At 59.2% G+C, this 19,004-nt stretch carries 17 protein-coding genes and 1 pseudogene; 15 read left to right on the top strand and 3 right to left on the bottom strand.

What is annotated here, in order from left to right; genetic code table 11:
* Positions 1–2: 2 nt before the first annotated feature.
* Positions 3–318 (top strand): annotated as a pseudogene (locus MOP87_RS10355) (IS5/IS1182 family transposase); the annotation flags it as partial.
* A 366-nt stretch (positions 319–684) separates the two neighbouring features.
* Here MOP87_RS10355 and MOP87_RS10350 read toward each other — a convergent pair.
* Together MOP87_RS10350 and MOP87_RS10345 are read right to left on the bottom strand one after the other, a co-directional pair.
* Positions 685–1,158, bottom strand: a complete 474-nt coding sequence (locus MOP87_RS10350) for a DMT family transporter (protein WP_027915656.1) — start codon at positions 1,156–1,158, stop codon at positions 685–687.
* A gap of 11 nt (positions 1,159–1,169) precedes the next feature.
* Positions 1,170–2,570 (bottom strand): amidohydrolase family protein, encoded by a 1,401-nt coding sequence (locus MOP87_RS10345; RefSeq protein ID WP_027915657.1) that lies wholly within the window; start codon positions 2,568–2,570, stop codon positions 1,170–1,172.
* A 140-nt stretch (positions 2,571–2,710) separates the two neighbouring features.
* Here MOP87_RS10345 and MOP87_RS10340 point away from each other — a divergent pair, with 140 nt between their 5' ends.
* Complete coding sequence (locus MOP87_RS10340) at positions 2,711–3,619, top strand: LysR family transcriptional regulator (RefSeq protein ID WP_133323984.1); 909 nt, start codon at positions 2,711–2,713, stop codon at positions 3,617–3,619.
* A gap of 469 nt (positions 3,620–4,088) precedes the next feature.
* Here the strand turns inward: MOP87_RS10340 and MOP87_RS10335 are convergent, their stop codons facing one another.
* The gene (locus tag MOP87_RS10335; RefSeq protein ID WP_027915659.1) at positions 4,089–4,994 is read right to left on the bottom strand and encodes a LysR family transcriptional regulator; all 906 of its coding nucleotides are present in this window, start codon (positions 4,992–4,994) and stop codon (positions 4,089–4,091) included.
* Between the two features lie 114 nt (positions 4,995–5,108).
* Here MOP87_RS10335 and MOP87_RS10330 point away from each other — a divergent pair, with 114 nt between their 5' ends.
* The 13 genes from MOP87_RS10330 to MOP87_RS10270 all read left to right on the top strand — a co-directional run bounded on the left by MOP87_RS10330 (position 5,109) and on the right by MOP87_RS10270 (position 18,987).
* Positions 5,109–6,722: an ATP-dependent acyl-CoA ligase gene (locus MOP87_RS10330; RefSeq protein WP_033695118.1), complete on the top strand. Its 1,614-nt coding sequence runs from the start codon at positions 5,109–5,111 to the stop codon at positions 6,720–6,722.
* A 90-nt stretch (positions 6,723–6,812) separates the two neighbouring features.
* A complete protein-coding gene (locus tag MOP87_RS10325) occupies positions 6,813–8,177 on the top strand; it encodes an MFS transporter (protein ID WP_025754668.1) in 1,365 nt (454 codons plus the stop codon).
* Positions 8,174–9,355 (top strand): thiolase family protein, encoded by a 1,182-nt coding sequence (locus tag MOP87_RS10320; protein ID WP_027915661.1) that lies wholly within the window; start codon positions 8,174–8,176, stop codon positions 9,353–9,355. The genes MOP87_RS10325 and MOP87_RS10320 overlap by 4 nt, the downstream gene beginning before the upstream one ends.
* Positions 9,343–9,657 (top strand): zinc ribbon domain-containing protein, encoded by a 315-nt coding sequence (locus MOP87_RS10315; RefSeq protein ID WP_027915662.1) that lies wholly within the window; start codon positions 9,343–9,345, stop codon positions 9,655–9,657. The genes MOP87_RS10320 and MOP87_RS10315 overlap by 13 nt, the downstream gene beginning before the upstream one ends.
* Positions 9,658–9,788: 131 nt before the next feature.
* Positions 9,789–11,132 (top strand): OprD family outer membrane porin, encoded by a 1,344-nt coding sequence (locus MOP87_RS10310; protein ID WP_050587353.1) that lies wholly within the window; start codon positions 9,789–9,791, stop codon positions 11,130–11,132.
* Between the two features lie 91 nt (positions 11,133–11,223).
* A complete protein-coding gene (locus MOP87_RS10305) occupies positions 11,224–12,459 on the top strand; it encodes a dienelactone hydrolase family protein (protein ID WP_025754664.1) in 1,236 nt (411 codons plus the stop codon).
* On the top strand, positions 12,456–13,175 hold the full coding sequence (locus MOP87_RS10300) for an SDR family NAD(P)-dependent oxidoreductase (RefSeq protein ID WP_196759860.1): 720 nt from the start codon (positions 12,456–12,458) through the stop codon (positions 13,173–13,175). The genes MOP87_RS10305 and MOP87_RS10300 overlap by 4 nt, the downstream gene beginning before the upstream one ends.
* 348 nt (positions 13,176–13,523) lie before the next feature.
* Positions 13,524–14,984, top strand: coding sequence for a 2-hydroxymuconic semialdehyde dehydrogenase (locus tag MOP87_RS10295; RefSeq protein WP_027915665.1), 1,461 nt, complete (start codon positions 13,524–13,526; stop codon positions 14,982–14,984).
* Between the two features lie 15 nt (positions 14,985–14,999).
* Complete coding sequence (locus MOP87_RS10290; protein ID WP_027915666.1) at positions 15,000–15,809, top strand: fumarylacetoacetate hydrolase family protein; 810 nt, start codon at positions 15,000–15,002, stop codon at positions 15,807–15,809.
* Between the two features lie 11 nt (positions 15,810–15,820).
* A complete protein-coding gene (locus MOP87_RS10285) occupies positions 15,821–16,753 on the top strand; it encodes an acetaldehyde dehydrogenase (acetylating) (RefSeq protein WP_027915667.1) in 933 nt (310 codons plus the stop codon).
* Positions 16,750–17,778, top strand: coding sequence for a 4-hydroxy-2-oxovalerate aldolase (mhpE, locus tag MOP87_RS10280; protein ID WP_027915668.1), 1,029 nt, complete (start codon positions 16,750–16,752; stop codon positions 17,776–17,778). Before MOP87_RS10285 ends, mhpE begins: the two co-directional genes overlap by 4 nt.
* On the top strand, positions 17,775–18,569 hold the full coding sequence (locus tag MOP87_RS10275) for a fumarylacetoacetate hydrolase family protein (RefSeq protein ID WP_027915669.1): 795 nt from the start codon (positions 17,775–17,777) through the stop codon (positions 18,567–18,569). Before mhpE ends, MOP87_RS10275 begins: the two co-directional genes overlap by 4 nt.
* Positions 18,562–18,987 (top strand): RidA family protein, encoded by a 426-nt coding sequence (locus MOP87_RS10270; protein WP_025754657.1) that lies wholly within the window; start codon positions 18,562–18,564, stop codon positions 18,985–18,987. The genes MOP87_RS10275 and MOP87_RS10270 overlap by 8 nt, the downstream gene beginning before the upstream one ends.
* Positions 18,988–19,004 lie beyond the last annotated feature (17 nt).

Below are 19,004 nucleotides of genomic sequence, written 5' to 3'. Positions count from 1 at the left end.
CATACTGGTTTTCAGGATGCCGGAGTTGCTCCATGCAGAAGCAGTGTAAGACCGATAAAGAGCGGCGACTCAAGCGCTGCGAGCATGAAGCAGTAGGCGAGAGGGGCAAATCCGATTGGAGCAAGATCCGGAGATGATGAAGGTTCGCCTGGTGGAGCACACCTTTGGAACGAACAGATTCTGGAAGGGAAGCAACCAGTTCGTGACCAAAACCCTGCCGAGGTTAAGCACCGAAATGAGCCTTCACGTGCTCGCCTCCACAAACGCATGGTGAGCATTTTCGGCATCGCAGAGCTACTTGAGGCGATCAGGGCGTAACCCCGCCGTTTGCTGGCCCGTAAACAGCTACATGGGCCGCTGACGCGGCCCGTGTAGCACTAAAAATGTCTATTTTTCTGGGTGAGTGTATTTACGCTCTCGCCTGATGATTCCGCAGGTAATCTGCTCGGTTCTCAGTTATCGATGCGATTCCTGCGTTTTTCCACAGCCTGGATCGATAGCGGTCAGTCGTTAAGGGCTGCCAGCAGCCAGAAATGATCACACTGAGTCCTCTACCGAGCTTCCCGTACTCAGTTAACCCTCGTAATCGCTCTTCTGTCAGTTCTCCTGCGGCAACCGCTTCGGCTTCAAGCTGCACTCCATCGGTATCAGTGGCTTTCAAGCGAGAGGGGTTAACCACGGGAGTCAGCTGGATACAAGCCCTGACCACCGGTCACCAAACAGGGCGATTGCCAAGCCTCCGAGCATCACGATTACCCCGGCCAACTTGAAACCAGATACCGGCCTCTCGACTGCCCCGAGCAGTCCCAAGTGATCGATAACTAGGGACGAAATGATCTGCCCGGCGATGGCGAGGCCAAGCAGCGCTGAAAGGCCTATTTTTGGCGCGAGTACGACGTAGCTGAGCAACGCGCCGGCACCTAGCAGACCACCTAGAAGGCTCCACAAAGGCTGGGCAGGGATAGCCGCGATTGAAGCCACTATCCCGCCACGCATCAACGAAAAGATGCCCAGGCATAGCGCACCGGCAGTAAAAGAAAACAGTGCCGCCGCTACGGAATCTCCACCCACACCTTTAGCGAGTTGGCCATTCAGCGTGGTCTGCAGGGTGATACCAAGCCCCGCGCAGATAGCCAGTAGGTAGTAGGCTGCATTCATTTAACGCCTCCTTACTTGGCTGACTCAAGCGGCAAGAATGCCTCGGCAAACATATCCGGCTGATAGCCAGCAGCAGCAAACAGATGTTCACGGGACTCGTCGATCGCCGCGCGCAGCTTTTCGCTATTCACACCCAGAACCTTGCCGCCCTGCTTGACGATACGCCCGCCGATCATGACAGTGTCGACATTGCTGCGCTCTGCCGCATGTACCACGGTGCCGAAGGCATTACCTGACGGATAAAGGTTGATGTCCTGCGCATTGATAAGGATCATGTCAGCCTGTTTGCCGGGAACCAGGCTGCCGATTTTGTCATGCAAGCCAGCGCAGGTGGCGCCGTCGACAGTCGCGGCTTTGAGCAGAACATGGGCGGGCAGGGTCACCACCGGATGATGGTCTTCGCTGCAGCAGCGCTGCTGATGCATGCCCAGGACGCGCTGCAGATAAAACGCTACCCGCATCTCCATGAACATGTCGCCGCTGTAGGACGTTTCGTTATCAACGCTCAGCCCAGGGCTGATGCCATGACGCTGAGCCGCCTGCATGGCGAACATTCCATCTTCAATGCCGTAGTGGGCATCTGAACGCGGGCATACGTTGACCCGCACGCCAGCCTCGCGAAGGATCTTCCACCCGGCGTCCGGCAGCGCGGTGCAGTGGTTGAAGATGTTGTCAGAGCGCAGCAGCCCCTCGCGATGCAAGCCTTCCAATTCAGCTGCCATGTCCCCACCAAAAAACTCGGTGATGATCGGTAATCCCAGGCGCCTGGCCTCAGCCCACAGCTCAGGTTCCAGCTGCGCCATCACTGCCAGTGAGAGCAGCGGGTTGTCACCGTTCTTGATGTATTTGTCCTGCAGACGCTCGAGGTTGCCCGGCCAGTGGGCTTTGTCCCACTCACCCGCCACCGGCGCTCCCGAAGCATGTACGGCGCGTATGCCTGCATCGAGCAGCGCCTCTACTGCGGCATCGGAGTGCGCACCGGTGCGGCTGTTATGCGAGTTGTCGACAAGGGTCGTGATACCAGCATCGATACAGCCCAATGCACTCAGCAGATTGCCGATATACATGTCCGCCGGACGGTAATATTTGGCGAACGAAAAGTGGGTGGCGTTGCAGTAATCCTCCAGGGTTGCGGCGTTCGGATTAATTCGCCGTAGTTGCCCCTCCCAGGAGTGACGGTGGGTATCGACCATGCCCGGCATGGCGATCATGCCGGATGCCTCAATCACAACAGCGTCGCCGGCTTCGAGATTTTCATCGATGGCCGAGATGGTGCTGCCTTCTATGAGGATATCGCCACGCGCCAGATTGCCGATGTCGCCGTCCATGCTCAGCACAGTTGCGCCGCGGATAAGTGTGCGTCCGGCCGGAGCGGCTGGAGCCTGCACTATGCTGCGGTTGTATTCACCCATTTCAGTACCCCTCTTCGAATTTCGTTGGAAGCAATGTACGCAATGCGATACTGCGGGAAAAAGATGGTAGAACTGTTTTTATTATTCAATTTATGCGAATAATAATGCCTCCTTTCATTGCTCCAAGGCTGTTACCCGTCATGGACCGTATTCAAGCAATGCAGGTTTTCGTCCGTGTGGCTGAGGCAGGAAGCTTTAGCCAGGCGGCGCAGACGCTCTCTCTACCGGCCTCAACGGTGACCAGCAGCGTTAAAAACCTTGAGAAGTACCTGCAGGTGCGCCTGCTGAACAGAACAACGCGGCGGGTTAGCCTGACGCCTGAAGGCGCCCAATATCTGGGGCAATGCAGGGAAATATTGGGACTGATCGAACGCACGGAGACCAGCCTGACGGATTCCGTGAAACGGCCGCAGGGACGTTTGCGCGTCGATATGCCGGGCGGCATTGCCCACTTCATCGTCATTCCAAACCTGCAAGACTTTTACCGGCGCTACCCGGATATTTACCTGATGATAGGCGTCAACGATCGGCAGGTTGACCTGCTTCAGGAGGGAGTCGACTGCGTCATTCGTACAGGCGAGCTTGATGACTCAACGCTCGTTGCGCGACCACTAGGCCGTTTTCGCTGGGTGACCTGTGCATCTGCTGCCTATCTCGAAGAGAACGGTACTCCGCAGACTCCGCGAGATTTGTCTCGTCACCGGGCCATCCATTACTTCTCGGGCCGTGCAAGGCAAGCAGGTGAGATGCGCTTCGCCCGGGGCGACGAGAAAATCTCAGTACCGGTCAAGGGCACAGCAGCCGTCAACGAGACTGGGCTCTACATCAAAATGTGCCTTGAAGGCTTTGGGCTCGTTCAACTCGCCGAGAATGTTGTTTCCGAACATCTACGATGGGGGCGGCTGGTCGAAGTGCTTGCTGACTGGCAGCCTGACCGGGTTCCTGTACACTTGTTATATCCACATCAGCGCTTTCTATCACCAGCTGTGCAGGCGTTCGCTGACTGGATCGCTGGGCTAGTTCACGACGGCGGTTCGCCTGCTGGCTGATCAGGAGATGAAAGCTTCTCCGGACTAAAATGCCAATCACTATTGGCGTTTATGGGATGGTTGAATGGTGCGCCTGGCTTGGCCCAGCAGTAGTGGACCATGGCTGCAATTAAAAAAACGACGCATTCCGCTGCTCCTGAAAATGAGCCGTGTCGTCAGCTTCATTTGCACGCAAACCGATGAACGTCAGGCCGAGCATTATGCTGGCGCCCGAGCCGAAGCGCAGGGAGGAGGCCCTCAACATGGCGTAGCCTGGCGCGTAAATGATCCTAATGAGGAGTTAGGTAATTTTGCCCGTCCATTTCGGCTCGGAAGCGGCTCAGTCTATGACCGGGCCATGCGGGCGCGTATACCCTTGCCGTGCTGCGCACACTGCGCGTAGCGCAGCCCGGCCAGCAATACCCGCCGACGTATGCTGCTAGCCCCTTTATGACTTGGCCTCCGTGACTACCCCTGATCTGCAATAGCCTTATCTGCGCAAGGTTTCAAATAGAAATGCCCTGAACCATTGATTGCCGGCATCAGCGTCGTAGGCACCATGCCAATGAACGGTAGACTCGACCCCCGGCATCTCCACTGGCAGCGGGTAAATCACGAAATCATTCGAATGATTCAGCGCATGTGCGACGCCTTCAGGTAGGGTGACCATCCACCCTGTATGCCTGAGTATCTGCGGCACAACTGTAAAGTGGGGTACCCTCAAAGCGATGTGTCGATTCAGGCCACGTGAGGCCAGAGTGTCCTCGATGGCTAAGTGGCTGCTGTCAGTGGAGGTGACACTGACATGGGAGAGGGCAAGAAAATCCTCCACGCTGATTTTCCCGGCCGGAAGTCCGTCACGCTTGCGAGTCATGCAGGCGTATTGCTCTCGGAACAGGGATTGGTACCGGGTGGTTGTTTTCAGTGTGGGCAGGTTACCAATTGCGAAGTCCAGTTGCCCCATACGCATCCGCTCGACCACCATGGCGACGGGTACCAGCTCTGATGAGAGCCTAATGGCCGGCGCAAGCGTTTGAAGCCGTTCACAAAGCGACGGCAGGAACACCTGTTCGCCGATGTCTGACATACACAAACGGAACTCCCGGTCGCTAGTACCAGGATCGAAGGGTTCGGTTTCATTCAGAGCATCGCGTATTGCCGTGAGTGCCCGTCCGATCGGTAGGGCGATCCGCTCGGCGGTCTGGGTCGGCATCATGCCTTCCGGCGTGCGTACGAATAGCGCATCATCAAAAAGCTTGCGAAGTCGACCCAAGGCGTAACTTACAGCAGGTTGTGTAATCGCCAGGCGTCCAGCCGCGAGTGTCAAGCTGCGTTCCTCCATTATGGCCTGAAAAACCCTAAGCAGATTTAGATCGACATCATTCAAGTTGCGCATTCGTATAAATACCGTTCATCAATTGTATAATTGCCATGAATTTGACTTATAGGGTACAGGTTCATAGACTTCGGAACAACAGCGAGGCGATACAACAATCTGAGGCTTTGAGTGATGGACACAGGTTTTTGCAAACAACAAGCAGTTGGCGGGGCATTAACACTTCCGGTGCTGCTGTTGAAACGTATTGAACGCAGCCCTGAAACGGCGCTTTTTTCCGACCGAAGCTGCACTTGGACTGCTGCGCAACTTGTCGACGTGATAGGACGGCGTGCCACAACACTCGCGGAATATGGGATAAAGCGTGGAGATCGGGTTGGATTGATGTGCGCCAACCGCGCCGAGTTCCTTGAAGTGCTGTTGGCATGTGGTTGGCTGGGCGCGGTTGCGGTGCCTATTAATACCGCCTGTCGGGGCATGCAGTTGAATCATGTGCTGGCTAATAGTGGGGCGCGCTTATTGGTCAGTGAAGAGGTCAATCTGGATGTGCTCGCGGCACTTGATTACTCTGCGCTTGCTGTCGAAGCCCTGTGGGTCCTTTCGCCGCAAGGCGATGTCAACGCGGTTTGGCAGGAGCGGTTGAGGGTGCGGTCGATGCCCCCTCGCAGTGCGTCCATGGCCCCACCTGCAGTGCTCGAGGATGGCGACCCGCTGGTTATCCTTTACACCTCCGGGACTTCCGGGTTGTCCAAGGGGGTGATCTGCCCGCACGCCCAATTCTTTTGGTGGGGGCTGAATACCGGTGGCGACCTACAGGTGCGCCCCGGGGATGTGCTGTATACATGCCTGCCGTTGTTCCATACCAATGCATTGAACGCCTTTTTCCAGGCCTTGCTGCACGACGCACAGCTGGTGGTAGACAAACGTTTTTCCGCTAGCGGCTTCTACCAGGCGCTTGCGGAAACCGGGGCCACAGTGACGTATCTGCTGGGAGCCATGGTGCCTATCCTTCTCAGCCGTCCGCACAATGAGCTCGAGCGCGCGCATAACGTGCGTGTCGCGCTAGCCCCAGGCGTCCCTGAACAGTTCCACGCCCCGTTTATTCAACGCACAGGCATAGGCCTCATCGATGGTTATGGGGCTACCGAAACCAATGCCGTGATTGGAGGGACTCTGGAGAATCAGCGGCCTGGTTTTATGGGCCGATTGGCCAAAGGCTTCAGTGCCCGGGTGGTAGACAGCCAGGATCAGCCGGTAGCGGATGGCGAACCAGGAGAGCTTGTATTGCGCGCTGAGCAGCCCTTCGCTTTCGCCTGCGGCTACTTTGGTATGCCGGAAAAGACTGTCGAAGCCTGGCGCAACCTGTGGTATCACACCGGCGACCGGGTTGTGCGCGATAGCGACGGCTATTTCCGCTTTGTTGACCGCTTGAAGGACACAATCCGTCGCCGTGGAGAGAACATCTCGTCTTTTGAGGTGGAGCAGGTTCTGTCGAGCCACCCCGCGGTGGAGCTCGTGGCGGTATATGCGGTGAAATCCGAACTGGCGGAAGATGAAGTCATGGCATCTATCGTCATCAAGGAGGGGACTACGCTCGATCCATTGGAGCTGACGCAATATTGTGAGTCACGGTTGGCGTATTTCGCCGTGCCGCGTTACTTAGATTTTGTTATCGAGTTGCCGAAAACCGAAAACGGCAAAGTTCAGAAATATAAATTGAGAGAACTCGGCGTTACCGCCAGTACATGGGACCTAGAGTGCTCCGGCTACAGGCTTAAACGCGCCTAATCATTTAGCTTTGACTGCCGTGCAATAACAAAAGATGCAACAACAATAAAAATAGCGTTCATAAATATTCAGTCATTGACGGAGACGGCCATGACGGGCACGCATTCGCTTGAACTATCAGATAACCAGTCGGAGCACAGTCATGTTTCCGCTGCAGTTGATAACCGAGTACCGATCGACAGTAAGACCTTTCGCAAGATCGTCTTGGCTTCTGTCACTGGCACGGCGTTGGAGTGGTACGACTTCTTTCTCTACAGCACAGCGGCGGCGCTCATATTCGGGGAATTGTTTTTCCCCAAGGGCACCGATCCACTGGTGGGTACGATCGCGGCACTGGCCGGGTTTGCATTGGGTTTTCTCGCGCGGCCTTTCGGTGGGGTGATATTCGGCCATATCGGGGACAAGTACGGTCGCAAAAAAGCCTTGGTATGGACGCTCTCTATCATGGGCGGGGCAACTTTCTTGATCGGATTGTTGCCCACCTACGCTCAAGCGGGCATGTGGGCGCCCGCGTTGCTACTGCTGTTACGTATCTTGCAGGGCATCGCAGCAGGAGGCGAGTGGGGCGGTGGCGTGCTGATGATCAGCGAGTCGGCGCCACCTGAGCGCCGCGGCTTCTACGCTTCGATTAGTCAGATCGGAGTGGGCGGTGGGTTTGTCTTGTCCGCAGCGGTGTTCTATCTAGTCCAGTTGTTGCCGGAGCGGGATTTCCATAGCTGGGGTTGGCGCATTCCGTTCCTTATCTCGATCGTCATATTCGTCCTGGGCGTCTACATTCGCCGGACATTGCCAGAGAGTCAGGATTTCCAGCGAGCTGAGGCAACGGGCAAGACGGCGCATATGCCCGTGCTGGATGTGTTGCGCAGATATCCGCGGGAAGTGCTGATGGCCATGGGGTTGCGAGTGGCTGAAAACGGCGGCTCCTACATCATGCTGGCGTTCGCTCTTGTCTACGGCAAGTTTCTTGGCGTGCCCAATAGTGTGATGCTGGCGGGAGTGACGTTCTCCACGTGCGTGGAGTTGGTGGCCATGCTGTTCTGGGGGCGTCTGTCGGACCGCATAGGTCGCAAGCCGGTATATATGGTGGGTGCCTTAGGGATGGTGCTAATGGCATTCCCATTCTTCTGGTTACTCGAGACCCGAGAGCCTGCCTGGATCTGGCTCGCCTTCCTCATTGGCAATGCCATCTGCCACGGGGCCATGATCGGTACGCAGCCTAGTCTTATGGGCGAACTGTTCAGCACTGAGGTCCGCTATTCCGGAATGGCTCTCGGGCACGAAGTCGCCTCGGTATTCTCCGGTGGCCTGACGCCGATGATCGCTACCGCCTTGCTGGCGCATTACCAGGCTAGTTGGCCAGTTTCTCTGATGATGATGGCGCTGGGGCTGATCACAGTCATCTCTCTTTGTTTCACCAAGGAGACCCGCGTGCGGGCCAAAGGAGGGCGGTCATGAACCGGTCAGCAAGCAATGACGCCGTGGCGCTGATCGCCGGGGCCCTGGAAGTACCTTACAACCGGCGCGGCACGGGTGAGTCGACGTCGCAACTGCTCGGCAGGGCGGTGCAGCAATTGCTGCGCCAGGCAGGCGTGGCAGCGCATGAGGTCGACGGCCTGGGCGTGGCATCCTTCACCCACCGGCCGGACAACGCCATCGATCTGGCGTGGCGCCTCGGGCTGACCCTGACCTGGTGCATGGATGACCGCAATGGCGGGGCTAGCGCGATCAATATGCTGCAGCATGCCGTGCGTGCCATCCAGCACGGTGATGCCAACGTGATCGTACTGGTGGCCGGTGATACGTTCACCCCGGAGGATTTCAAGACTCTGGTCGACCATTACAACCGGACCACCGAGGAGTACCTCAAGCCGCTTCAGCACGGCGGGCCCAATGGGGTGTTCGCGATGCTCACCCAGCGTCATGCGCAACGCACCGGCCTTGGCCGCGAAGACTATGCAGAGCTGTGCATTGCCCAGCGAGCCTGGGCGCAGCGCAACCCGCTGGCGGTCTACCGCGAGCCGCTGACCATCGAGCAGTACCTTGAGGCGCCCATGGTGGCCGACCCGCTGTGCCGGTTTGACTGCGTACCGGTAGTCAATGGCGCCAACGCCATCCTGCTGACCCGCGCCGACCTCGCCCGCAACACGGTCAACGTGGCGGTGCGTGCAGTAAAGGCGCTGCACAACGATGACCACCAGGCTGGCGATGGCCTGCAGACGCCGCTGGCAAAGATTGCCGACACGCTGTGGGACCGCGCCAATACCGGGCCTGATGCCATGGACCTGGCGTGCGTGTATGACGACTATCCGGTCATGGCCCTGATCCAGCTCGCCGACCTGGGCTTCGTCCCCGACGACGATTACCGGCGAGCGCTGCGGCGGATAGGCCGTTTCGAACTGCCGGTGAATACCTCGGGCGGGCAGCTCTCGGCCGGCCAGGCGGGCGCGGCGGGGGGTATGCATGGGTTGGTCGAAGCTATTACCCAGCTGCTTGGCGACGCCGGTCAACGCCAGGTCAGCAATGCGCGCCTGGCGGTGGTGACCGGCTATGGCATGGTCCAGTATCGCTACGGCATGTGCGCCAACGCGGTGGTGCTCGAACGGTGGCAAGGGGGTGTGGCATGGCGTTCATGATCCAGCAATGTGTCGGTTGCGGCCAGGCCAGTTTCCCGCCGCGTTACAGCTGCCCGCGCTGCGGTGAGGCGCAGTGGCAGGAAGTCTCTGCCGGGGCCGCCCGGATTGCTCAGGCTACCGTGGTGCGCGCGCGGATCGGGATCGCTACCGCAGAGCTCCTGCACCTGGCTAGTGTCGAGCTGAGCGATGGGCCAGTGGTAATTGCCCAGACTGCAGAGCCTTTGCCTCCAGGCACCTTGGTAGAGCTCGCCATAGATGAATATCGGCGAATCGTAGCCCACCCGGCCGACCGCGACTTGTAATCAACAACTGTTCGAGCCGACCTCGATCGCCGAAGCGTGCGTCGTCGGCCGACCCCCAGCTAGTCATTCCCTGACCATGCATGGCCTCAAGGCCTTGCGCGTGGTGCACGTGAGTACCCAGGAGTGTGGTTATGCCTGCAGTGATCGATTACCGACTAGTGTCTGGCTTAGGGCTGGCGCTGGCTTGCCAACAGGCCTTGGCAGATGAACTATGGGCCGATGCTTCAACATATTTTCAGCAGGGAAGCTTGTCCGGTTTAACCCGGAACTTTTATCTCAACCGCGACTTCCGCAACGGTGGTGCCAACCGCCGATCAGGCACCGTTAACGGTTATCGCGCGGAGTGGGCCCAAGGCTTAACTCTGGACTACATCTCCCCGTTCACGACTGGTGTTGTCGGCTTGGGATTCGACGCGCATCTGTATGCGGGATTGAAGCTTGACAGTGGTCGTGGCAAGACCGGCACCAACCTGCTTCACGTCAACAACGACGGTGATGTGGCGAATGAGTACAGCGTGGGCGGCGGTGCGCTCAAGCTCAAGTACCGTGAAATGGTGCTCAAATACGGCTCCATGGAATTGCGCACCTCTCCGGTGTTACTCACCGATGGTGGCTCCGGGCGCCTGTTGCCGCAAACTGTGACAGCATGGCAGCTCATCAGTCGCGATCTGCAGCCGCTAACCTTCGATGCCGCCCACATCACCGCCGGCAAGGCGCCTTCGGAGAACCGCAACGACAGCACGCTACGTTCCCTGTATGGCGCTACGGAGACGGATACGGTCGATTATCTCAGCCTGAATTATGAGCAGGGCGCAGTCAAAGGCTACCTCAGCACTCAACGTGCCGAAGATCTTTGGCGCCAGGATTACCTGGGGTTTCGCTACTTGCCTGCCCTCGTCGAGGGGCTGACCCCAACCTTGAATTTCAGCATGTACCGAACGGTCGACATCGGTGCCGCCCATGGCGGGCCCATCGACAACTTAACCTGGTCCTTTGCTCCGGGCGTCAAGTTCGGTGCCCATTCCCTCATGCTTGCATACCAGAAGGTGCAGGGCGACACGCCCTTCGATTATATGGCGTTCCGAGACGGGCAAACCACCGTGGCACAGCTGGCTAACAATGTGCAGCTCAGTGACTTCAACGCGCCCAACGATCGGTCCTGGCAGGTTCGTTACGACTATGACTTCAGTGCGCGTGGCGTGCCTGGCCTGAGGTTCATGATTCGCTACATGCAGGGACAGGGTGGCAAAGGCTCCGATATCGAACCGTACAGTTCCTACTATCCCCTCGGCTTTCGAGATGGGGGGCGCCACTGGGAACGCAATATCGAGATGCAATATGTCGTGCAAGACGGGCCGGCGAAAAACCTCAGCTTGAGAGCGCGGTACGGCGTGCACCGCGGTAATTCGGCTGAGCCACGCGGTGACATGGATGAGATTCGCCTGATCACCGAATTCCCTTTCAAGCTGCTGTAGATGGCGCCGTTGGCAATGCTTCATCAAAGCTGCTTCGCCAAGAATTCATGTAGAGCAATGTCTGTCCGCTTACCGTAGAAGGAGTAATGAGATGAGCAAATACATCGATATTCAGGCACGAGACCAGGCTGGAAGTTTCAAGGGATATCTGGCGCTGCCGCCTGAAGGCAAGGGGCCAGGCATCGTGTTGGGCCAAGAAATATTTGGCGTGAACGCCAACATGCGCGAGGTGGCGCAGATGTATGCCGAGGAAGGTTATGTGGTTCTGGTGCCCGACTTGTTCTGGCGTCTACAGCCGGGTATCGACCTGGGCTATACCCCCGCAGATTTCGATAAGGCTTTGAGCCTCTACACCGCACTGGACCTGGACAAGGCCGTAGACGACATCGCCGCCGCCTTCGACACGCTGCGGGATCTGGCCGAGGTCACCGAGCCCGCCCTGGGCTTCGTGGGCTATTGCCTGGGAGGCAAACTGGCCTACCTCACCGCCACCCGTACTGATGTCGCGGTTGCGGTGGGCTACTACGGCATGGGTATTGAGCAATACCTGGATGAAGCCGATGGCCTGAGCGGTGGGCTGGTGCTGCATCACGGCGAACTGGACGGGCTGTGTGACGCCACGACCCGTGCGCGTATCGCCGAGGTGCTGCGTGGCCGCCCAGGCGTAGAGCTGTATACCTACGAGGGTGCTGACCATGCCTTTGCCCGCCTGGGCAGCGATCACTTTCACAAACCCTCGGCCCTCATGGCTCATGGGCGCACCATTGGCGCATTGAAGAAGTACATCGGGCCGGCCTACAACCTTTCAGACCTGTGGGACGAGCACATCCACCATGAGTTCGTTACCCGAGACGTGCCGGCCACCCTGAAGACCATGGTCGCCGAGCCTTACGTGAACCATATTCCGACGCTGACCGGCGGGGTGGGCAGCAAGCAACTCGGACGCTTCTATCAGCATCACTTTGTCCACGCCAACCCCGAGGACACCAAGATGATTCCGGTTTCTCGCACGGTCGGCGCCTACCAGGTCGTCGATGAATTCATCATGTCTTTCACCCACACCTGCGAAATGGACTACATGCTGCCTGGGATAGCACCTACCGGCAAATACGTGGAAGTACCCATGGTGGCGGTGGTCAACTTCCGCGGCAACAAGCTATACCACGAGCATATCTACTGGGACCAGGCCTCTGTGCTGGTACAGATCGGCCTGCTCGATCCAGAAGGGCTACCGGTGGCGGGCATCGAAACGGCCAAGAAATTGCTCGATGAATCGCTGCCTTCGAACACGCTGATGGCCCGCTGGGCCAAAAGTGAGCACCTGTGAGCGCCATCACGACTGTGGGCAAGGAGGTCCTGATCACCGGCGCCAACGGAGGGTTGGGCCTTGCCTTGATCGAAGCGTTTTTGGCTGCGGGGGCAAGTCGTGTCTACGCCGCTTGCCGTAACCCTGAGCGTCTGCTGTTCGATCATCCGCTGGTGGAGGCGGTGGATCTGGACGTCACCGACCAGCAGCAAGTCGCGCAGGTGGCGAGCAGGGTACGGGTCGATATCCTGGTGAACAATGCTGGCCTCAATAGGCAGCAGCGGTTGCTGGGCACCGAGGACTCCGAAGCCGCTGCCCAGGAAATGGCCGTCAACTACTTCGCCACGCTCGCGATGATGCGTGCCTTTGCGCCGACGCTTGTCGAGCGCACTGGCGCTATCGTCAACGTGCTGTCGATTCTGGCGCGGGTGGCGTTGCCAGCCATGGGGTCGTTGTGTGCGTCCAAGGCGGCCGCGTTGCGCCTGACCGAGGCCGCTCGGGCCGAGCTGGCCGGCCAGGTGCAGGTGATGGCGGTGCTCCCCGGTGCGATCGATACCGCGATGAGCCGTGACGTTGCGGGTGCCAAGGCCAGTCCTCGGGACGTGGCCGATGCGATCGTAGCGGGGTTGGCCAGCGGTGCCACGGAGGTCTATCCCGACCCCATGGCACTGGACGTTGCGCACAAGCTCGCCGCCAACCGGGCAAGTACGCAGGCCTACTTCGCCCGGCACCTTTAAAAGGGCCGCATCGGGAGTGCTGCTCAAGTGTGCAGCACCACCGCAAGCGATGCTGCACGCTCGGGCTGACTGCAACGCGCTGGCCTACTGGCTGAGATGAAAAGTCGCGGCGGCTTGAGCATTACCTGCAGGCTTACAAGCAAAACCCGAAGTTGTTTGGGTGGCGCAATTAAGTTGCGGGCATCGTTAACATGAAAGTTGCAGTGAATTACTAAAGCGCACTCACATCCATAGCTTTGCCTGAAATTCATGTATTCCGAGTTCTGATACCCGAAGACGATATTTCTATTATTAATTTATATATGACGTCCCTAAACTCATTGAAAACATCCTGCTCAGGAGGGCGCTGTGTCCAAACATTTGCTACGTCACTATATCGCTGGGACTTTCGTCGAGAGCAGCCGCAGGTTCGACAACATCTCTCCTGTCAATGGGAGCCTATTGGGCCAGGTATGTGAGGCTGGTGAAGATGAAGTGAATGCTGCCGTCGAAGCGGCGGCAGGCGCTCAATTGGGGCCGTGGGCTGGATTCAGTACTGCCCAGCGGGCTGATCTGCTAGAGCGGATCGCCGATGGCATCGAGCGTCGATTTGAAGACTTCGTGGATGCCGAAGTCGCTGATACTGGTCGGCCCGTGCATCAGGCGCGCAGCCTGGATGTTGCACGGGGCGTGCAGAACTTCCGTACCTTCGCTGATTTAGTGCGACACGGCGGTAGCGAGCTTTTTGAAATGCGCACCGGCGATGGTACGGATGTGTTCAGTTATACCGTGCGTAAGCCGCATGGCGTGGTGGCCATCATCTCGCCGTGGAACCTACCGCTGTTGCTGCTTACCTGGAAAGTCGCGCCAGCGTTGGCCTGTGGTAATTCTGTGGTTGTCAAACCGTCGGAAGATACGCCTTCCAGTGCCACCCTGTTGGCCGAGGTCATGCACGAGGCCGGTGTGCCCGCCGGTGTATTCAATCTTGTGCATGGCTTTGGCCCTGATTCTGCCGGTGAGTTTCTCACTCGCCACCCTGGCGTCAATGCCATCACCTTTACCGGTGAGTCGCGCACCGGCTCGACCATCATGCGCGCTGCTGCCGAGGGCGTACGTGAGGTGTCTTTCGAACTGGGTGGCAAGAATGCCGCAGTCGTTTTTGCCGATTGCGATTTTGATGCGGCAGTTGCCGGTGTGCTGCGTTCCAGTTTCACCAATTCTGGCCAGGTCTGCCTATGCACGGAGCGGGTCTACGTCGAGCGGTCGATCTACGAGCGCTTTGTCGCGGCGCTCAAAGCAGGCGCCGAGAAGCTGAAGATCGGCTATCCCGACGAAGACGGCGTGAACATGGGGTCGCTGATTTCCCATAAACACCGCGACAAGGTGTTGGGCTACTTCCAGTTGGCTGTGACAGAGGGCGCGACAGTGGTCAGTGGCGGCGGTGTGCCGACATTTGGCGACGAGCGCGACCAGGGCGCTTTTATCCAGCCGACTATCTGGACCGGCCTTACCGATGACGCTCGCTGCATTCGCGAAGAAGTGTTCGGTCCGGTCTGTCATATCGCGCCCTTCGATAGCGACGAGGAAGTGCTGCAACGCGTTAATGATTCGGCCTACGGCCTGGCTGCTTCTTTGTGGACTCGCGATCTGAAGCGGGCCCACCGTCTCTCTCGACGTATCCATGTCGGCATGGTGTGGGTCAATACCTGGTTCCTGCGCGATCTGCGTACGCCTTTTGGTGGCGCACGCTTGTCTGGGCTTGGCCGCGAAGGAGGGCGCCACTCGCTGGATTTCTATTCCGAGCTCACCACCATTTGTGTCAATCCGTAAGGACAGGAGAACTCCATGCATCCAGCAATCGCTGAAGCAGCAGCGTGTTTGCGCCAGGCTCGTGAACAGGGCAGGCCCTGTGCGCCAGTACGCGAACTCATCGAGCGTGCGGCTGTCGAGCAAGATGAATCCGCGCTAAAGCAGGCTTACGCCGTGCAACAGTACAACAACGCCGCCGACATTGCCGCAGGCTGGAACCCGGTAGGTCACAAGATCGGTTTGACCTCAAGTGTTGTCCAGCGCCAGTTGGGGGTTGACCAACCGGACTTTGGTCGGCTGTTTGCCCAGATGGCCCGAGGTGACGGCCAGTCTATCAGTTGGAGTGAATGCCAGCAGCCCAAGGTAGAAGCAGAGATCGCCCTGGTTCTGGAGCGCGATCTGTGCAATGAGCGCCAGACCCTGGCCGACATTATCCGTGCCACTGCTTTCGCCCTGCCGGCCATCGAAATCGTCGGCAGTCGAATCGCCAACTGGGACATCAGTTTGCTCGACACAGTCGCAGACAATGCTTCGTCCGGGCTGTTTGTCCTGGGCAGTCAGCCGGTATCCCTGGGGCAATTGGACCTGGTCAATTGTGGCATGCGCCTGAGTCTACGCGGCGAACCGGTATCGGTCGGAGCCGGCGCAGCCTGCCTGGAAAACCCACTGAATGCGGCGGTGTGGCTGGCCAATACCATGGTCCGTCTCGGCGAGCCATTGCGTGCCGGTGACGTGGTGTTGACCGGTGCCTTGGGACCTATGGTGCCGGTGAGCCCGGGAGATGTGTTTACCGCTGAGATCCAGGGCTTGGGCCGCGTCACTGCGTCCTTTGCTCAAGCCGAGTAAGGGGGCCCTAAATGAGCCAGAAACGCAAAGTAGCCATCATCGGTTCCGGCAACATCGGCACCGACCTGATGATCAAGATCCTGCGCAACGCCAAGCACCTAGAGATGGCAGCGATGGTCGGCATCGACCCGGCCTCCGACGGCCTGGCCCGCGCCGCCCGCCTGGGCGTGACCACCACCCACGAAGGCGTGCAGGGCCTGACCCGCCTGCCGGTGTTCAGGGACATCGATTTCGTCTTCGACGCCACCAGCGCTGGTGCCCATGTGAAGAACGACGCCTTCCTGCGCCAGCACAAGGCCGACCTGCGCATCATCGACCTGACCCCGGCGGCCATCGGCCCGTACTGCGTGCCGGTGGTAAACCTCGAGCAGCACCTGCAGGCGACCAACGTCAACATGGTCACCTGCGGTGGCCAGGCGACCATCCCAATGGTCGCGGCGGTATCGCGGGTGGCCAAGGTGCACTACGCCGAGATCGTTGCCTCGATTGCCAGCAAGTCCGCCGGCCCCGGCACCCGCGCCAATATCGACGAATTCACCGAGACCACCAGCAAGGCCATCGAAGTGATAGGCGGCGCGACCAAGGGCAAGGCGATCATCATCATGAACCCCGCGGAACCGCCGCTGATGATGCGCGACACGGTGTACGTGCTGAGCGAGACCGCCGACCAACAGTACATCGCGGGGAGCATCGAGGAAATGGCTCGCGCAGTGCAGGTCTACGTGCCGGGCTACCGCCTCAAACAGCAGGTGCAGTTCGAACCCGTGTGCGGCCTGAGGTTGCCTGGGCAGGGCACCTTCACCGGTCTCAAGACGTCGGTGTTCCTTGAAGTGGAAGGCGCCGCCCATTACCTGCCGGCTTACGCCGGTAATCTCGACATTATGACCTCCGCCGCGCTGGCCACCGCCGAGCGCATGGCACAAGCAATGGGGGCGTCGGCATGAACGGCAAGAAGCTCTATATCAGTGACGTAACCCTGCGCGACGGCATGCACGCCATCCGTCACCAGTATTCGCTGGATGACGTGCGTGCCATCGCCACGGCGCTGGATCGCGCCAAGGTCGACTCCATCGAAGTCGCCCATGGCGATGGCCTACAGGGTTCCAGCTTCAACTACGGTTTCGGTGCCCACACCGACCTCGAATGGATCGAAGCAGCGGCCGACGCGGTCAACCACGCCAAGATCGCCACGCTGCTGCTGCCAGGGATTGGCACCCTCCATGACCTGAAGAGCGCCTATGACGCCGGTGCTCGCATTGTTCGCGTGGCCACCCACTGCACCGAGGCAGATGTTTCGCGCCAGCACATCGAATATGCCCGTGAACTGGGCATGGACACCGTTGGCTTCCTGATGATGAGCCATATGCACACGCCTGAAGGGCTCGCGCAGCAGGCCAAATTAATGGAGGGCTACGGCGCCACTTGCATCTATGTGGTGGATTCGGGCGGGGCGATGAACATGGACGACATCCGTGCGCGCTTCCGTGCGGTCAAGGCTGTGCTCGACCCAGCGACGTCGACCGGTATCCATGCCCACCACAACCTCAGTCTGGGCGTGGCCAACTCCATCGCCGCCGTGGAGGAGGGCTGCGACCGCATCGACGCCAGCCTCGCCGGCATGGGCGCCGGCGCCGGCAACGCCCCGCTGGAAGTGTTCATCGCCGCTGCCGACAAGCTTGGCTGGCAGCACGGTACCGACGTGTACGCGCTGATGGATGCCGCCGACGACCTGGTGCGCCCGCTACAGGACCGCCCGGTACGGGTGGACCGTGAAACGCTGGCCCTGGGTTACGCCGGGGTCTATTCGAGCTTCCTGCGCCACGCCGAAGTGGCCGCTGCACGGTATGGCATCAAGGCCGTGGACATCCTCGTCGAGCTGGGCAAGCGGCGGATGGTCGGTGGCCAGGAAGACATGATCGTTGACGTCGCACTCGACCTATTGAAGCCATCGCTGGAGAAGCGTGCATGAATACCGATATTGCTCGTATCGCCGAAGCCCTTGACCGAGCGGCGCGAAGCGCCGAACCACTGGCACAGTTCAGTGGCAGCACCGCCTTTTCCCTGGATGACGCCTACCGGATCCAGCGCGCCTCCATGCAGCGTCGTTATGCCGATGGTGAGCACAGCATCGGCATCAAGCTGGGCTTCACCAGCCGCGCGAAGATGGTGCAAATGGGGGTGGATAGCCTGATCTGGGGGTGGCTCAGCAACACCATGGTGGAAGAGGACGGCGGCCTGATCGACTTGGCGCGCTACATTCATCCGCGAGTCGAGCCGGAGGTTTGCTTTCTAACGCGCCGTGCGATTGATCGCCCGCTGACCCTGCTGGAAGTAGGCAATTATGTCGAGGCCGTGGCGCCGGCGCTGGAGATCATCGATTCACGCTACCAGGCGTTCAAGTTCAGCCTGGAGGATGTGGTGGCGGACAACTGCTCCTCGGCCGGCCTCACCATTGGAGCTTGGTCGCGCAACTTCTCTGGGCTGGACAACGCCGGCGTAGTGATGCGCCTGGATGGGCGTGTGGCTCAGGCCGGCTCCACGGCTGCAATCCTCGGCAATCCGCTGCGCAGTCTAGTGCAGGCCTCACGCCTGCTGCACGGCGCCGAACTCGAATTGCCCGCGGGTAGCCTCGTGATGGCAGGCGCCGCCTGCGCTGCGGTGGCGTTGTACCCAGGCGTGCATGTCAGTGTCGATGTCCATGGCGTTGGGCAGAGCAGCTTCAGCGTCCGCGGTGACCACGGAGGCGTCAGCTATGAGTGACCTCAACGCCACTGTCGTTGCTGGCAAGGCCACACCGCGTGGGCGCTTTCCGCATATCAAGCGTGCGGGTGACTTCCTGTTCGTCTCCGGTACCAGCTCACGGCGCCCGGACAACAGTTTTGTCGGCGTCGAGGTGGATGCCATGGGCACCACCCAGCTAGATATTCGGGCGCAGACTCGCGCAGTGATTGAGAACATGCGCGACATCCTCGCCTCTGCAGGTGCAAGCCTTGCAGACGTGGTGGAGATCAGCAGCTTCCTCGTCGATATGAACGACTTCGGCGGATACAACGACGTATACGCCGAATACTTTGACGAAAGCGGCCCGACCCGCACCACCGTAGCCGTACACCAATTGCCGCACCCCCATCTACGTATCGAGATCAAGGCCATAGCGTACGCGCCGCGTCGTCGCTGAACCGTTGGGAGAAAACA

The sequence above is a fragment of the Pseudomonas sp. I3-I5 genome, from assembly GCF_022699445.1.
GTDB lineage: Bacteria > Pseudomonadota > Gammaproteobacteria > Pseudomonadales > Pseudomonadaceae > Aquipseudomonas > Aquipseudomonas fulva.
The sequence above is the reverse complement of the archived record's forward strand: the minus strand, read 5'-3'. Positions and strand labels throughout refer to the sequence as shown.